Source organism: Paraburkholderia sp. 40 (assembly GCF_050434105.1).
GTDB lineage: Bacteria > Pseudomonadota > Gammaproteobacteria > Burkholderiales > Burkholderiaceae > Paraburkholderia > Paraburkholderia tuberum.
On the sequence record NZ_JBNPVY010000002.1, the window covers coordinates 1,084,233 to 1,098,899 of the forward strand.

At 63.8% G+C, this 14,667-nt stretch carries 16 protein-coding genes; 9 read left to right on the forward strand and 7 right to left on the reverse strand.

What is annotated here, in order from left to right; translation table 11 throughout:
* Nucleotides 1-12: 12 nt before the first annotated feature.
* Nucleotides 13-1,602, reverse strand: a complete 1,590-nt coding sequence (locus OKW28_RS06190) for a 6-hydroxynicotinate reductase (protein ID WP_429444218.1) — start codon at nucleotides 1,600-1,602, stop codon at nucleotides 13-15.
* Between the two features lie 289 nt (nucleotides 1,603-1,891).
* Here OKW28_RS06190 and OKW28_RS06195 point away from each other — a divergent pair, with 289 nt between their 5' ends.
* From OKW28_RS06195 to OKW28_RS06220, 6 genes are all read left to right on the forward strand, one after another.
* Nucleotides 1,892-2,584 carry a TetR family transcriptional regulator gene (locus OKW28_RS06195; protein WP_429444219.1) on the forward strand — a complete coding sequence of 231 codons (693 nt, stop codon included), beginning with the start codon at nucleotides 1,892-1,894 and terminating at the stop codon, nucleotides 2,582-2,584.
* A 437-nt stretch (nucleotides 2,585-3,021) separates the two neighbouring features.
* Nucleotides 3,022-3,423 (forward strand): tlde1 domain-containing protein, encoded by a 402-nt coding sequence (locus tag OKW28_RS06200; RefSeq protein ID WP_429444220.1) that lies wholly within the window; start codon nucleotides 3,022-3,024, stop codon nucleotides 3,421-3,423.
* The gene (locus OKW28_RS06205; RefSeq protein WP_429444221.1) at nucleotides 3,420-3,785 is read left to right on the forward strand and encodes a hypothetical protein; all 366 of its coding nucleotides are present in this window, start codon (nucleotides 3,420-3,422) and stop codon (nucleotides 3,783-3,785) included. The genes OKW28_RS06200 and OKW28_RS06205 overlap by 4 nt, the downstream gene beginning before the upstream one ends.
* Nucleotides 3,786-3,824: 39 nt before the next feature.
* Entirely contained in the window at nucleotides 3,825-4,217 is a 393-nt protein-coding gene (locus OKW28_RS06210) for a hypothetical protein (RefSeq protein WP_429444222.1), read from the forward strand.
* A gap of 503 nt (nucleotides 4,218-4,720) precedes the next feature.
* The gene (locus OKW28_RS06215) at nucleotides 4,721-4,924 is read left to right on the forward strand and encodes a hypothetical protein (protein ID WP_429444223.1); all 204 of its coding nucleotides are present in this window, start codon (nucleotides 4,721-4,723) and stop codon (nucleotides 4,922-4,924) included.
* Between the two features lie 33 nt (nucleotides 4,925-4,957).
* Complete coding sequence (locus tag OKW28_RS06220) at nucleotides 4,958-5,116, forward strand: hypothetical protein (protein WP_429444224.1); 159 nt, start codon at nucleotides 4,958-4,960, stop codon at nucleotides 5,114-5,116.
* A 162-nt stretch (nucleotides 5,117-5,278) separates the two neighbouring features.
* Here OKW28_RS06220 and pcaC read toward each other — a convergent pair whose 3' ends face one another.
* The 5 genes from pcaC to OKW28_RS06245 all read right to left on the reverse strand — a co-directional run bounded on the left by pcaC (nucleotide 5,279) and on the right by OKW28_RS06245 (nucleotide 9,518).
* Entirely contained in the window at nucleotides 5,279-5,680 is a 402-nt protein-coding gene (pcaC, locus tag OKW28_RS06225; RefSeq protein WP_018423567.1) for a 4-carboxymuconolactone decarboxylase, read from the reverse strand.
* Complete coding sequence (gene pcaD / locus OKW28_RS06230) at nucleotides 5,677-6,468, reverse strand: 3-oxoadipate enol-lactonase (RefSeq protein WP_429444225.1); 792 nt, start codon at nucleotides 6,466-6,468, stop codon at nucleotides 5,677-5,679. Before pcaD ends, pcaC begins: the two co-directional genes overlap by 4 nt.
* Before the next feature lie 5 nt (nucleotides 6,469-6,473).
* Nucleotides 6,474-7,853 carry a 3-carboxy-cis,cis-muconate cycloisomerase gene (locus OKW28_RS06235; protein WP_429444226.1) on the reverse strand — a complete coding sequence of 460 codons (1,380 nt, stop codon included), beginning with the start codon at nucleotides 7,851-7,853 and terminating at the stop codon, nucleotides 6,474-6,476.
* Nucleotides 7,854-8,137: 284 nt separating this feature from the next.
* Nucleotides 8,138-8,797: a 3-oxoacid CoA-transferase subunit B gene (locus tag OKW28_RS06240; protein WP_429444227.1), complete on the reverse strand. Its 660-nt coding sequence runs from the start codon at nucleotides 8,795-8,797 to the stop codon at nucleotides 8,138-8,140.
* A gap of 13 nt (nucleotides 8,798-8,810) precedes the next feature.
* Nucleotides 8,811-9,518 (reverse strand): 3-oxoacid CoA-transferase subunit A, encoded by a 708-nt coding sequence (locus OKW28_RS06245; protein WP_062131411.1) that lies wholly within the window; start codon nucleotides 9,516-9,518, stop codon nucleotides 8,811-8,813.
* Between the two features lie 419 nt (nucleotides 9,519-9,937).
* Here OKW28_RS06245 and OKW28_RS06250 point away from each other — a divergent pair, with 419 nt between their 5' ends.
* The 3 genes from OKW28_RS06250 to OKW28_RS06260 all read left to right on the forward strand — a co-directional run bounded on the left by OKW28_RS06250 (nucleotide 9,938) and on the right by OKW28_RS06260 (nucleotide 12,972).
* Nucleotides 9,938-10,867, forward strand: a complete 930-nt coding sequence (locus OKW28_RS06250) for a LysR family transcriptional regulator (RefSeq protein ID WP_184063233.1) — start codon at nucleotides 9,938-9,940, stop codon at nucleotides 10,865-10,867.
* A gap of 135 nt (nucleotides 10,868-11,002) precedes the next feature.
* The gene (gene folE / locus OKW28_RS06255) at nucleotides 11,003-11,641 is read left to right on the forward strand and encodes a GTP cyclohydrolase I FolE (RefSeq protein WP_184063367.1); all 639 of its coding nucleotides are present in this window, start codon (nucleotides 11,003-11,005) and stop codon (nucleotides 11,639-11,641) included.
* A 218-nt stretch (nucleotides 11,642-11,859) separates the two neighbouring features.
* Nucleotides 11,860-12,972 carry a VTT domain-containing protein gene (locus OKW28_RS06260; RefSeq protein WP_429444228.1) on the forward strand — a complete coding sequence of 371 codons (1,113 nt, stop codon included), beginning with the start codon at nucleotides 11,860-11,862 and terminating at the stop codon, nucleotides 12,970-12,972.
* 64 nt (nucleotides 12,973-13,036) lie between these two features.
* On the opposite strand, the gene OKW28_RS06265 is transcribed toward OKW28_RS06260, so the two are convergent.
* A complete protein-coding gene (locus OKW28_RS06265) occupies nucleotides 13,037-14,632 on the reverse strand; it encodes a diguanylate cyclase (RefSeq protein WP_429444229.1) in 1,596 nt (531 codons plus the stop codon).
* Between the last annotated feature and the right edge of the window lie 35 nt (nucleotides 14,633-14,667).

Sequence of the window (14,667 nt, forward strand, 5' to 3'; positions counted from 1 at the left end):
TGGTCAGGGTGCTTAACCGGGCATTGCAGGCGGCCACGGATTGTCCGGATCGCGAGCCAGCGTCCGCCGCGCGAGCGGCGCCCCTTCCGTATGCGTCGGCCCGCTCGCGAGCACGCTCTGCAACGAGCGCACCGCCTCGACGTGGCCGCCGAGATCGCGGTACGTGTCGTACGTCATCGTGAATTCGATCGGCGCGACGAGCGCCGGTGTCGGCACCGTGCCGAACGAGCGGTCCGGCATGCGCGTCACGTCGACCATCACGGTGATGCCGCCGCCCGGCCACACATAAGCCGGCGCGCCGCCGCACGTGACGTTGACGAGCTTGCGCTTGATCGCGCGCGTGAGCAGCACCGGATTCTCGGTCGCGCCGGCGCGCAGACTGCCGCCCGCGCCGCCGACAAACAGCACCGTCGCGAGCGACGGCTCGCAGTTCTCGCCGATCCGCTCGACCGTGCGGCGCACCGCGTCGGGCATCGGCGCGATGCGCGGCACGAGCTGTGCGTCGAGTTCGTACCATTGCGCGTGTTCGCCGGTCGTCGAGACCATCAGCACGCGCATGCCCGGCTTCGCGACCGACGGATCGAATCCTTCGACGATCGCGAGCGGGTCCTGTATGTCGGTGCCCCCCCAACCGGTTCCAGGATTGGCAACCTGGAAATAGCGGCCCGGCGTCGATTTGCGGCCGCGTATCTTGAGTCCCGAGCGCGTCATGCCGAGGCAGCGGCCCGCCTGGTGCTCGGTCAGCACGCCCGTGATGTGATCGTCGACGACCACCACCTCATCGACGTGGCCGAACCATTGCTTCGCGAAGATACCGATCGTCGCGGAGCCGCAGCCGACGCGCATGCGCTGCTCCTCGACACCGTCGACGATCGGCGCGACGCCGGCGCGAATCACGAGACTCGCGCCGCCGTCGATACCAAGCTCGACCGCCTCCTTGTTGCCGAGCGCGAGCATCATGTCGCAGGTCACGCGGCCTTCTTTCTTGCTGCCGCCGGTCAGATGATGGACACCGCCGAGGCTCAGCATCTGCGAGCCGTATTCGGCCGTGCTCACGTGACCGACGATCTCGCCGTCACAACGCACGTTCGCCTGTTCCGGGCCGAGAAAGCGGTCGGTGTCGATCTTCACCTTGAAGCTGCAATAGCTGAAGATGCCTTCGGTGACGACGGTGACCATGTCGACGTCGTCGAGCTTCGACGCGACGATGAACGGAGCGGGCTTGTAGTCGGGATAGGTCGAGGAGGCACCAACGCCGGTGACGAACAGCGCGGGTTCGGTGGTGCCTGGGTCCGCGGGGGGGGCTGTGCCGAATTCGATCGCCGCATTTGCCGGATCGGCGTCGGCATCGTTCGCACGCGACAGAAACACCACTGGATCGACGCGAATCAACCGCCCATCCGCATTCGCATAACGGTCGCACGCGCCGGTGCGCCCTTCCGAGATCTGGCACAGCACCGGACACGCATTGCATTCGATCTTGTTCGAGGCCATGCGCTCGCTGCGCGGCGCCAACTTTGCGAGCACGGTCGGCCCCGGCGTCGACGCGGTATGCCGATCGACACTCTCTGCACCGAAATCGACCTTCGTATGTTCTGTCATCGTGGGGTTCCCTACGACATCACAGGCGCGACATGACCGGCGGTGCTGCGTGGTGCGCGAATCGTCCAGGTTTCAGGGCATTTCCGCGTGGGCCGCCCATTTTCATGTTGCGGTCACTCACCGTTCATGTAGTATCTTCTACACCAAACTCGATTGAAATCTACTCGATCAAAATCGACTGTGCAATGTGTTTTCCGTCACGCGGGATCATGGTGCAATGCGGCATCGGCGTGCTGAGTCTGCGCGCCCGCCGTTCAAACCTACGCTGACAAAGAGATCCGAGACCGTCATGAGCCCCACCGCCGCCCGCAAGCCGGGCGCCATCGGTATCCGCGCGAAACAGGCGCAGGACACGCGCGCCAAGATCCTGAAGGCGGCCATCAGGGTGTTCGCGAAGCAGGGTTATGCAAGCGGCCGCATCGAAAGTATTTCGAAGGCCGCGCGTTCGCACGACCGGATGATCTATTACTACTTCGGCAGCAAGGAGCAGCTGTTCATCGAAGTGCTGGAGACGATCTACACGCAGTTCAACGAAGCCGAAAGCAAACTCGATCTCGATCTGCGCGATCCGGTGCATGGCCTCGAACAGATGGTCGAGTTCGTCTGGCAGTACTACCTCGATCACCCGGAGTTCGTGACGCTGCTGTCGAGCGAAAATCTGCACCAGGGCAAGCATGCGAAAAAATCGCAGAAGCTCAAGGAGATTTCGGGCTACGCGATTTCGGTCGTGCAGAGGCTATTGGAGGCGGGCCGCGCGCAGCACGTGTTTCGCGCCGATATCGCGGCGCGCGACGTGTATCTGATGATCGCGTCGCTCGGCTATTTCTATAACGCCAATCAGTACACGCTCGGCGCGTTTCTCGGCGAGCCGCTGATGGACAAGGCGGCGCTCGCGCATTGGCGCGAGGTGATCAAGGAGACGGTGTTGCGCGCGGTGTGCGTGCAGGTGCCGGCGAGCGTTGTAGCGACTACTACCGCATAAAAAAATATCGGTGCGCGCCGAATTCGCGAATGCCGTGCGGATTCCTTCGATACCAATCCTGAACGGCGCGCATTCCTTCACAACGGTAACAGGCGTTTTCGTTTTGCGGCTTTCGTTTGCTGCGGTTTTCGTGGCTTGAGGCTTCACTGCGCCGACGTTCTTAACGTCCGGCTTTTGCACATCTGCATTTTGAACGTTCGTTGCGGCTGCATTCTTCGCGTTCTTTTTCGTTGCCATGATGCGCATTCCTTACGTTGTGTTGCGCCGTCAATCGTTGCGGCGTGGTTCTGTTTTCCCCACGAATCGGCCCCATACTCATATTCGCCGTGATCTTTCGCGATCAATTGCACTTGCCTCTGTCGGCTCAATACACGGATGCAGATCAAACTGACGTATATCTTAAAAATTGTGTGCGACCAGATGGTCTGGTGTAATCGTTGGTTCGTACAACCAATGAGAAAAAGACGATGGTGTGGATTTACAAGCATGAGAGCCACTTGTTGTATCACAACGACAAATTAGTCACAAATAAGGGATATTCAGGCAAGGGAGAGCACAAGAATAGACACAGTAGCCAGTATGTCCGCGACTGGGGACCAATCCCCGTCGGCCTGTATGAAATTACGGCGCCGTTTCCGCACCCTAAAACTGGACCGTTCTCGATGCGGCTTAACCCTGTTTGCGGAACGTGCTTAGGCGAACGCTCCGCCTTCATGATCCACGGCGACAGCCAGACCGATCCCGGCAACGCGTCAAATGGATGTATCGTTCTGCACTTGCCATATCGCAAGCAAATCTGGAACAGCGGCGACAGAATGCTTAGGGTGGAACATCCATGAAACGCACCTTTGCAGTCCTGCTGCTATCCCTTCCCGCGCTATGCCTGGCGCAAGGCAGACCGAACCCGCCATGCGACGGGTGGCCGACCAACATCGCCGAAAACAGCCTAAAAAACGCAGGCATGCTTGGCAATATCGACTATACGAAAACCCAAGCCGTGCAACTGGCATCCGAGAAAATAGGAAAAGATGAGGATGGCGAACAGTTGTGGCGTGAGGTCTATCACATCACCTTCCACGAAAAAAACGGAAACAAGGTCAAGGTGATTGCTGTGAACGACGCTGGCGAATTTGAATGCTCAATGAGTGCCGTAGAGGTCTTTGTCGTTTCGAAGCATTTGCTGTCAAGAGTCGAGGTCTGACAGAATGTTCAAGCAGATAGAGTGAGGTCCTTTGAATCCATGAAACACGCTTTTGCAGTCCTGCTGCTATCCCTTCCCGCGCTATGCCTGGCGGAACCCGGACCATACCCGCCATGCGGCGACCGGTTTCCGGCCTATGTGGCCCAGATGGCGCTAAGAAAAACTGACATCCTCTCCCTGGATTTCGATGCTACGAAAACAAGGGCCGTGCGACTGGCGTCCGAGAAGATCGGTAAATATGAGGATGGCGAACCAATGTGGCGCGGGGTCTATCAGATTACCTTTGAGGAGCGAAACGGAAACAAGATCAAGCTGGTTGCTGTGTACGAGATAGGCGAACTGGAGTGTACGATTAGTGACGAACAGTTTTTTATCGTTTCGAAACAGTTGCAGCGTGGCGGCGGGGACACTCGGTACAGGCATATCGAGTGAACCGCGCCAGTTCAGACCCGGACCCGCATCGCGCGGGTCTTTTTTTGCCTGCGAGCGGCGCGTCATAAGGCCCCTGCCTCGCTCTGTTTCAGTCATTAGACCCGTTGCCCGCGCGGCCTGTACGTCTGGTTCGGGTCTATCTGTAGGCTTCCACGAGATAGTCGCCAAGGCGGGCAATCGATCCGATACCGCTTCCGGCGCGAAAGCCCGTTGCGGGCCGCATGTAACCATCGCCCTCCCAGTCTTCGCACGCGTCGAGTACGGCCTGCTGCGTGGCGCGGAAGTGTCTGGCCGCTTCCCGCAGCGGCAGCGGCTGCTGACGATCTTCTCGGTATCACCAGCGACGGGGATGCGACCATACGGAAACTGACCGCGTTGCAGGACTACGCGCGTAAAGCGCAGCGGGTGTGCGGCATCGATGGCAGCCGGAAACATCGAGAAGGAGTCAGCCGTGCGTCGTTATACTCAGCTCTGCCCGTCAACTTTAAAAAATGGAGGTATGCGTGGGCGCTCTTTCCATATGGCACTGGCTGGTGCTTGTTCTTGTTGTCGTCATCGCGGAGATTATCCCGCTATGGCTGATCCTGAAGAAGGCGGGATATGCGGGCGCCTGGTCGCTGCTTGCCTTCATTCCGGTGGTGAACGTCATTCTGCTGTGGTTCATTGCCCTGGCCCGCTGGCCTGCATTGAACGCAAGACAGTCCTGACCTGTCGTGGCCGGTGGGAATGGACGAACTGAAATGGCCGGCCGCTACCGCAACCCTTCCTACCGCCAGTACCTACCGCATGAACTGCTCGATGACCTGCGCGCGGTGTCGAAGGCGACCCACCGTCGGGTGCAGCAGATCGCGCGGGTGGCCGTGCAGCGTTTCCTGCGTAAGCTGCGGAGTCCGTCGTGAGCACGCCTGCCCTCACCTTCGACCTGATCCTGCGCGATGCGCCGCTCGCGGACATCCTCTCCGTCTACAGCATGACCGGTGCGCAGTTCAATGCGCTGCTCGACACCCGGCCTTTATCGCCGCGCTGCGCGATGCGCAGGGCCAGTTACGTGTGCTCAGTCTTTACGACTTCGCCGCCGCGGCCGCCGCATCATCCTCGCGAAACAGCTTGTCGGCCAGATGGAATGCGGAGTTGGCCGCCGGCACGCCGCAGTAAATCGCGGTCTGCAGCAGCACTTCCTTGATCTGTTCGCGCGTGACGCCGTTGTTCTTCGCGGCACGCAGGTGCAGCGCGAGTTCTTCGCTGCGATTCAACGCCACCATCATCGCGATCGTCAGCAGGCTACGCGTATGACGCGGCAGACCTTCACGCGTCCAGATCTCGCCCCATGCATAACGCGTGATCAGGTTCTGGAACTCCTCGGTCAACTCGGTGCGGTTCGCGAGCGAACGGTCGACGTGCGCGTTGCCCAGCACCGCGCGACGCACCCCCATTCCGGCTTCGTAACGGTCTTCGTCGTTCACTTTGCCTCCGTCAGGAAGTCGAGTACGGTCTTCGTGAACTCGTCGACCTTTTCGATGTTGGAGATATGCGAGGCGTTGAGCTCGACGTAGCGCGCGCCCGGAATCGACTGCGCAAGTTCGCGGCCTTGCGCGGGCGTGGCGGCGAGGTCATGCGTGCCGCTGATCACGAGCGTCGGCAGTTTGATGCCCGGCGTTTCGGGACGCAGGTCGGCCGCGTCGATCGCGTCGCAGTTCGATGCGTAGCCTTCCTTGTCGGTATGCACGAACACGTCGCGGATCATCGCCAGCACGACCGGCTCGCGCTCGATGAAGTCTGCCGTGAACCAGCGCGGCAGCACCGCGTCGGCGAGCGCGAACATGCCTTCGCTGCGCGCCTTCGCGGCACGCGGCACCCACACTTCCGGCGAGCCGATGCGCGCGGCCGTGTTGCACAGCACGACGCGCTCGAAGCGGTCGCCGTGACGCGCGGCGAGTGCGACGCCGGTCAGGCCGCCCATCGATATGCCGCAGAAATTCGCGCGCGCGATCTTCAGCGTATCCATCAGGCCGAGCACGTCGCCGCTCAGCTGCTCGATCGTGTACGGACCCTTCGACGCTTCCGAATGACCGTGGCCGCGTGTGTCGTAGCGCAGCACGCGGAAATGCTTCGACAACGCCGCGACCTGCGGCGACCACATGGACATATCGCAGCCGAGCGAATTCGACAGCACGAGCCACGGCGCGTGGCCGTGACGATCGCCGTCGATACGATAGTGAAGCTCGGTGCCGTTGACTGCGGCGTAGGGCATGCCGGTTACTCCTTGGAATGGGCGCGCTGCGCGCGCGTGGTGTGAAGCGTCAGGGCGGCGTCGACATATGCGTGCGCCTGGCCGACGTATTGAGCGGGATCGAGCAGCTCCTTCAGGCGCTCGAACGAAAGATGTTCGGTGACGGCCGCGTCGGCGGCGAGCACGTCATACAGCGTCTTGCCGTCGCGGATCGCCGCCTTCGACGCGCGCTCGACCAGGTGATGCGCGTCGAGCCGGCCGATGGAATCGCCGAGCGCGAGCATCACCGCTTCGCCGAGGATCAGGCCGTGCGTGACGTCGAGATTCGCGGCGAGGCGCGATATGTTCACGCTCAGGCCGGACGCGATCTGTTCGATGTTCGCGAGCGCGCCGCCCGCGAGGCGCGCGAGATCCGGCAGCGCGTCCCATTCGGCCTGCCAGCCGCCAAGCGCGCGTTCGTGCTCCTGCACCATGCCGGCGAACACGGTCGCCACGAGGCCGGGCGCGCGCGTCGCGGCCGTCAGTACCGCCGCGCAACCGACCGGGTTGCGTTTGTGCGGCATCGTCGACGAACCGCCCTTGCCGGCCGCGGCCGGTTCGGCGAGTTCGTCGATTTCGGTTTGCATCTGCAGCGACACGTCGCGCGCAATCTTGCCGAGCGTGCCGATCAGCATGCCGAACAGCGACGCCGTCTCGGCGATGCGATCGCGCTGCGTGTGCCACGGCAAGGTCGGCACCGCGAGGCCGAGTTCCTTGGCGAGCGACTGCGTGACCTGCGGCGCCACCTCGCGCAGACTCGCGAGGGTGCCGGCCGCGCCGCCGAATTGCAGCACCAGCACACGTTCGCGCAACGCATCGAGCCGCTCGCGATGACGCAACAGCGCGTCGAGCCATTGCGCGAACTTCAGACCCAGCGTGATCGGCAGCGCCTGCTGCAGCCACGTGCGGCCGATCATCGGTGTCGCGCGATGGGTGGCCGCGAGTTTCGCGACCGCGTCGCAGGTGGCTTGCAGGCCGCGGTCGAGCAGGTCGAAAGTGTCGCGCAGTTGCAGTACCGTCGCGGTGTCGATGATGTCCTGGCTCGTCGCGCCCCAATGCACGTATTTGCCAGCTTCGGCATCGGCGGCTTTGACGCGTGCAGTCAGTTGCTTGACGAGCGGAATCGCGAGGTTGCCGCCGAGCGCGGCGTCGCGTGCGAGCGCGTCGGCGTCGAGCTGGTCGGCCTGGCAGGCCGCTTCGATCGCGGGGACGGCGGATTCGGGAATGACTTTGTGCGCGGCAGAGGCACGCGCGAGCGCGGCTTCGACGTCGAGCATCCGCTGCAACGTGGCACGCGGCGCCCAGATGTCGTTCATCGGCTGTGTGCCGCAAAGAAGGCCAGTCAGACGGGCGCTGGAGTCGAGCATGGTGACGACGATGTTTGAGGGAATCGGAAGCGATGAAGCGGCACGGTGCGCGGCGGTTCGAAGCAGACGCCGTGGCGGAGCAAGCGCTCGTGCCGTGCCTATGCCGCGGTATGTGCTGCGTATTGTGCGCCAAACGTGGTCAACCCGTCGCTGAAGTTGCCAGGCCAGCGCTGACGAGGAGTTCGCCCCGTCAGCGCTGGCCCGTTCGCGCAATGCCGCTTTCAGACGAGACGCCATCGACGCGGCCGCAAAGCAGACCGCGGCCGCGACGCCTCAGCCAACCATCAGGCCGCGCGCGCGGCCTGCGTGCCGTCGGTCATCGGCACACCGGTCAGCTTCAGCAGTTCGTCGAAGCCGATGTCCGTGAAAATCTCGTGCACGACGAGGCCTTCCTTCGTGACGTCGATCATTGCGAGGTCCGTATAGATACGGGTCACGCAACCGATACCGGTGACCGGGTACGAGCACTCGGCGGTGATCTTGCTCTCGCCCTGCTTGGTCAGATGCTCCATCATCACGTAGACCTGCTTCGCGCCGATCGCGAGGTCCATCGCGCCGCCGACTGCCGGAATCGCGTCGGGTGCGCCGGTGTGCCAGTTCGCGAGGTCGCCCTTCGCCGACACCTGGAACGCGCCGAGCACGCAGAAGTCAAGATGGCCGCCCCGCATCATCGCGAACGAATCGGCGTGATGGAAGTAGGCGCCGCCCGTCAGCAGCGTGACGTGCTGCTTGCCGGCGTTGATCAGTTCGTCGTCTTCCTGGCCCTTCGCCGGTGCCGGGCCCATGCCGAGCAGACCGTTTTCGCTGTGCAGGAAGATTTCCTTGTCTGCGGCGAGGTGGTTCGCCACCAGCGTCGGTACGCCGATGCCGAGGTTCACGTAAGCGCCTTCAGGGATGTCCTGGGCAACGCGCTTGGCCATTTCATCGCGAGTCAGTTTCTTCATGTCGGTCTCCGGGTCAGGCAGCAGCGTCGTGAGGATTGGGCGTGGGGGCATGCGCCGCTTGCGGCACCGCGATCACGCGTTGCACGAAAATGCCGGGCGTGACGATTTCTTCCGGATCGAGGCCGCCGAGCGGCACCACTTCCGACACCTGCACGATCGCGGTCTTCGCTGCGCTCGCCATGATCGGCCCGAAGTTACGAGCGGTCTTGCGATAGATCAGGTTGCCCCAGCGATCGCCCTTGTACGCCTTGATCAGCGCGAAGTCCGCGTGCAGCGGCGCTTCGAGAACGTAGTGACGGCCGTCGATCAGGCGGGTTTCCTTGCCTTCGGCGAGCTTGGTGCCGTACGCGGTCGGCGTGAAAAAGCCGCCGATGCCCGCCCCCGCGGCGCGGATGCGCTCGGCGAGGTTGCCTTGCGGCACGAGTTCGAGTTCGATTTCGCCGGCGCGATAGAGCGCGTCGAACACATATGAGTCGGTCTGGCGCGGGAACGAGCAAATGATCTTGCGCACGCGCTTGGCCTTCAGTAGCGCCGCGAGGCCGATATCGCCGTTACCTGCGTTGTTGTTGACGATGGTGAGATTGCGCGCGCCCTGCTCGATCAGCGCGTCGATCAACTCGGACGGCATGCCGGCCGTGCCGAAGCCGCCGATCATGACGGTCGCGCCGTCGTGGACATCGGCGACCGCCGATTGAAGTGTCTCGAAAATCTTGTTGATCATGTCGAATTTCCTTTGGGGGCGCTACGTGCCGCTGGGCTGACAGCCGTAACCGGCAAGGCTCGCGCGGAAACAGTCTCCGGGCATGCTGGCGACGGCTCGCGAGGGGGAGAGCGGGCTGGCGCCTTCGATTGCTTCGCCGCTGAATTGTTCGTTACGTGAACAGTGATTCGTTTAGCGAACGCTTCGGCGATTATGGTTGTCCTGTGGGCGGGTTGTCAAGGCAGGGAAACCCCCTTCATCATAGGTCGCCGCTCGCGGCGGCGAAGGTCCGGGATGCCCTCGTCCAGGGCTCGCGCTGCGCGCGAAAATGCCGGCCGCGCAAAATCCCACTATGCTTACGGGCGATTTTTCAACTAGGCTCTATAGCGATACGGCATAAGCATTCCCTTGCCCCGCCCGCCCCGCGAGCCATAACAAGCATGTCCGAGACACATCTGGATCTGAACCTGATCCCCTATCTGGTCGCGATGGAAGACACGCGCAACGTGAGCCGCGCCGCCGAGCAGCTCGGTGTGAGCCAGCCGCGCGTGAGCACCGCGCTTGGGCGCCTGCGCGAATACTTCGACGATCCGCTGTTCGTGCGCACATCGAAAGGCATGGAGCCGACACCGCGCGCGCTCGCGATCCTGCCCGCCGCGCGCGACGCGTTGCTGCGCATCGAGAAAGGCATGCTCGACGTGCAGGATTTCGATCCGGCGACGAGCACGCACACGTTTTCGATCGCGCTGTCCGACGTCGGCGAAATCGTGTTTCTGCCGCGTCTTTTGCAGCTGTTCGCCGAGCGCGCGCCGTCCGCGAATCTGCGCTCGGTCACGCTGTCGCCGTCGCAAGTGGAACGCGGGCTCGAATCGGGAGACGTCGATCTCGCCGTCGGCTATTTTCCGGACCTGGCGGGCAACAACTTCTTTCAGCAGCGGCTCTTCACGCATCGCTTCATCTGCCTGATGCGCAGCGGACATCCGCTGTCGAAGGGGCCGCTCACGCTCGAGCAATACGTGGCGTCCGGGCATGCGGTCGTGCGCGCCGAGGGACGCAGCCAGGAAGTGCTCGAGCAGTACCTCGAAAAGAAGCGCATCAAGCGACGCGCGGTGCTCGAAACGCCGCACTTCATGAGCCTGCCTTTCATCCTCGCGCGCACCGACCTGCTCGCGACCGTGCCGCACGCGATCGGCTTCGCGTACGTGTCGGAGCATGCGTCGATCATGCTCGTCGAGCCGCCGCTGCCGCTGCCGCGCTTCGACCTGCGGCAGCACTGGCATCGCAAGTTTCATAACGATCCGCGCGGCAGCTGGCTGCGCGGCGTGGTCGCTGAGCTGTTCAACGATGCGATGGACGAATGGCCGAAGTAGCCGTGCGCAGCACGCCCGCGACTGCCCGGCCGCGAAAGGGGCATCGGCACCTTCGGCGCAAAACATGGAACAATGACCTCAGTTACTGACCCCGCGCGCCGCGCAGCGTCGACGCGCGATCCAGGAGAGCGACGCATGACCAGCAGCAAGGCAAAGAAGACCAAACCCGTAGCGGCCGCTGAACGCCCGAGCCGCGAAGAAGCCGAGGCAGCCGTGCGCGTGCTGCTGCGCTGGGCCGGCGACGATCCGCAGCGCGAAGGCCTGATCGACACGCCGGCACGCGTGACGCGCGCTTACGACGAGTTTTTCGTCGGCTACCAGGTCGATCCGCGCGACATCCTCGCGCGTACCTTCTCCGAAGTGGACGGCTACGACGAAATGATCGTGCTGAAGGACATCCGCTTCGAAAGCTATTGCGAGCACCATATGGTGCCGATCATCGGACGCGCGCACGTCGCGTATCTGCCGAACCATCGCGTGGTCGGCATTTCGAAGCTCGCGCGCCTAGTCGATGCGTTCGCGAAACGGCTGCAGATCCAGGAAAAGATGACGGTGCAGATCGCCGATACGCTGAACGATGTGCTGCAGCCGGCCGGCGTGGGCGTGATTCTCGAAGCCGCGCATCAGTGCATGTCGACGCGTGGCGTGCACAAGGCGGGCGTCACGATGGTCACGTCGCGCATGCTCGGCACGTTCCGCACCGATCCGTCGACACGGCGGGAGTTTCTGGCGATCGTCGGAAATCCGGGCGTGGTGGCGGTGCCGAATGCCTGATGAGGTGGACCCGGGGGCCGTTTGTGGTTGGTTGACGATGCAGCCCCCGCCCCTGCGAATCCAGCGTGCGCGCCCGCGCGCACTCTCTTCAAGCGCGCCGGCCACTTTGCGGTGGGCACGCGGGGTTGACAGTTAGTTGCGTATTGACGATTGAGGCCGATGGTCGATACCGGCCGTCCACGCATGCCAGCCCAACAGCAGCACCAGGAGCGCCTCAATTGGTCGAGTTTCCGTTGTCGGCGGTTTCAACCTGGGGCAGCGCTATCGTGTTCGTCAACGTCCTGCTGACGCGCCTCGGCGTACCGATTCCGGCCGTGCCGATGCTGCTGTTCGCGGGCTCGGCGATCGCTGCGGGCACCCTGGCGTTCTGGCCGACCCTCGGCGCGGCGGTGCTGGGTGCATTGATCGGCGACGGCACCTGGTTCGCGGCGGGCCGTCTGTATGGACGCAAACTGCTCGCGTGGCTCGGCCGCTTGTCGCCCGCCGTCGATATGAGGCTCGAAACCGCGCGCGCACTATTCGAACGCTATGGCGTGCCGCTCGTGTCGATTTCTAAGTTCGTGCCCGGCCTCGGCCTGATTACGCCACCGCTGATGGGTACGACCGCCGTTGACATCCGCATCTACGCACTATGGGATCTGGCGAGCGTGATCGCGTGGGCGACGTTCTGGCTGCTCGGCGGCGCGGCCGTGGAACGCGAGGTGCACATGCTGCGCGCGTTCGTCGAGCAGCGCGGCGGCACGATCGCCGACATTCTTCTTGCGGTGGCGCTCGTCTATCTGCTCTACCGGCTGTATCTGCGATATTACGAACGGCGTCGGTTCACGCGAGCCACGTCGGCCCAAGCCGCGCCGATGCTGGCCGCGCCGACGCAGGCCTCATCGGCGAGTGCCGCCGCGTGGAGCATGCCGTGGCGCTGGCGGCGCTTCGGTCGCCTGCGCCGCATGACGCCGTCCCGCGTGCTCGATGCGCGGCCCGGCGCTTCGCTGCTCGATCTGCGACGCCAGATTCCCGACGCGCGCGCGCTCGATCCGCATTCGCCTGAGCAGATCGACGGCGCGCTGCGCACATACGACCTGGTCATCTATTGCATCTGCCCGGACAGCGCGACCGCGCTCGAAGTCTCGCAACATATGCGCAGCAATGGCTACACGCGGATTCGCGCACTGCGCGGCGGGCTCGATGCATGGCAGCGGCGTGGCTTCCCAGTGGGCTTGCTGGCTCAGGCGGATGGTGCGGCCGCCAATCGGTCGCGCTCGGCGTTGCGGGACGAAACATCTGCGGCCGTGACGTTGCGCGGCTTCGCGCCGCGCAGTGCGGACCGCGCCTGAATCGCGCCGCATCACGACAATCTCCGCCGACGAAGCTCACGCTCAGGCGAACGAACACCTGGCGTTAAGGCGCCGCCCCCGTGCGCGAGACCCCCTGCGCCGCCGAATACTCGTCCCACTGCGCCGACCGGGTGCGATTGCGCCCTTCGTTCTTCGCCACATACAACTGTCCGTCAGCGGCGGCCAGCAGCTCGAGTCCGTTCGCGACATCCGTGGCGCTCGGCAGCGCCGTTGCGCAGCCGACGCTCACCGTCACCGCCTGCGGCGCATCGTGTCCGCGCACGATGACCTGGTTTTCCACCTTGCGACGAATCTGCTCCGCGACCGCGAACGCGCCCTGCGCGGTCGTATCCGGCAGCACCACCGCGAACTCTTCGCCGCCGTAGCGCGCGACCAGATCGGCCGAGCGCCGCGCCACGGACGCGATGCAATCAGCCACCGCGACCAATACCTCGTCGCCGCTCTCATGGCCGTAGGTATCGTTGAAACGCTTGAAGTGATCGATATCGATGAACAGCACCGACAGCGGCTTCTTCTCGCGTCGCGCCCGCTTCCATTCGTCGTCGAGCCGCTTGTCGAGCACGCGGCGATTGTTGAGCCCGGTCAGCGGATCGGTCGCGGCAAGACGCAGCAACGCGGCCTGCGCGCGCTGTTTGTCGCGCAGCGCGAACGCGAGCAGCCACGACACGAGCACGAACACCGAGCCGAACGAGATGGTCAGCGCGGCGGCCACGTGGCTGCGACGCTGCCACGGCGCGAGCACGTCATCGACAGCGGGCGCGACGGCCACGATCAGAGGCGTGCCCGGTACGTGCGTGTAGGTGAAGATGCGACGCACACCGTCGACCGGCGAGACCGATACGTAGCTGCCGGAGTCGTGCACCGTCATCGGTGCGAAGGTCGGCGACTTTGCGACGCTGGTGCCGATAGTGCGCGCGTCGATCGGCTTGCGCGCGAGCAGCGTGCCGTCCGCCATCACGATGAAAACCGAGCCCTGCTCGCCGGTGTCGATCCGGTCCAGCAGGTGCTGGAAGTACTCGATGCGGATCGCGAGCAGCGCGATGCCGGCAAAGCGGCCTTGCGCATCGTCGATGCGCCGCGTCAGCGCGATCGACAGCTTGCCGCCACGCAGTCGCGACATGAATGGATGCGAGAAATACAGGCCCGCCGCCGGATTGCGCTGGTGCACCTGAAAGTATTCGCGATCGTCGAGATGGACGGTGGTGTTGGCGTCGTCGTACTGCGCGGCGGCCACTTCACCGTCGGCGCCGACTATATACGCACCGCCGAGAAACGCGGCGGTGGTCGCGCGATCGAACAGCATCGCCTGGCGCACCGGGACCGGCAGCGTCCAGGTGAGCGGATCGCCCGCGGCATCCACCATCGATTGCAGCGACAGACTATAAATTTCGACGTTGCGCGCGAGATCGGCGGAAATGATCGACACGAGGTTTTGCGACGTCTGGCGCGCATGATCGAGCATTTCGCGGCGGCCTTCGCCGACCTCCACGGCCGTCAGGATCGACATCGCCAACGCGACGAGCGTGCCGGCGACGCCGGCCACCCACGGGCGGTTGCCCACATAGCGGGTCATCCCGGCTCGAACGACGCGCAACGTCAGGCGCAGCCGATGACGCAGCGAAAGCCCATGCGGTGCCACGCTCCTCGCCTCCTTCGCGGACTATTCTTTCGGAC

Excerpts from the sequence above, each read along its gene's own strand:
- OKW28_RS06245 (WP_062131411.1), bottom strand. The coding sequence starts at position 9,518 with ATGATCAACAAGATTTTCGAGACACTTCAATCGGCGGTCGCCGATGTC.
- OKW28_RS06240 (WP_429444227.1), bottom strand. The coding sequence starts at position 8,797 with ATGAAGAAACTGACTCGCGATGAAATGGCCAAGCGCGTTGCCCAGGAC.
- OKW28_RS06220 (WP_429444224.1), top strand. The coding sequence starts at position 4,958 with ATGGCCGGCCGCTACCGCAACCCTTCCTACCGCCAGTACCTACCGCAT.
- OKW28_RS06195 (WP_429444219.1), top strand. The coding sequence starts at position 1,892 with ATGAGCCCCACCGCCGCCCGCAAGCCGGGCGCCATCGGTATCCGCGCG.
- OKW28_RS06250 (WP_184063233.1), top strand. The coding sequence starts at position 9,938 with ATGTCCGAGACACATCTGGATCTGAACCTGATCCCCTATCTGGTCGCG.
- OKW28_RS06210 (WP_429444222.1), top strand. The coding sequence starts at position 3,825 with ATGAAACACGCTTTTGCAGTCCTGCTGCTATCCCTTCCCGCGCTATGC.
- OKW28_RS06235 (WP_429444226.1), bottom strand. The coding sequence starts at position 7,853 with ATGCTCGACTCCAGCGCCCGTCTGACTGGCCTTCTTTGCGGCACACAG.
- pcaD (WP_429444225.1), bottom strand. The coding sequence starts at position 6,468 with ATGCCCTACGCCGCAGTCAACGGCACCGAGCTTCACTATCGTATCGAC.
- OKW28_RS06205 (WP_429444221.1), top strand. The coding sequence starts at position 3,420 with ATGAAACGCACCTTTGCAGTCCTGCTGCTATCCCTTCCCGCGCTATGC.
- OKW28_RS06190 (WP_429444218.1), bottom strand. The coding sequence starts at position 1,602 with ATGACAGAACATACGAAGGTCGATTTCGGTGCAGAGAGTGTCGATCGG.
- folE (WP_184063367.1), top strand. The coding sequence starts at position 11,003 with ATGACCAGCAGCAAGGCAAAGAAGACCAAACCCGTAGCGGCCGCTGAA.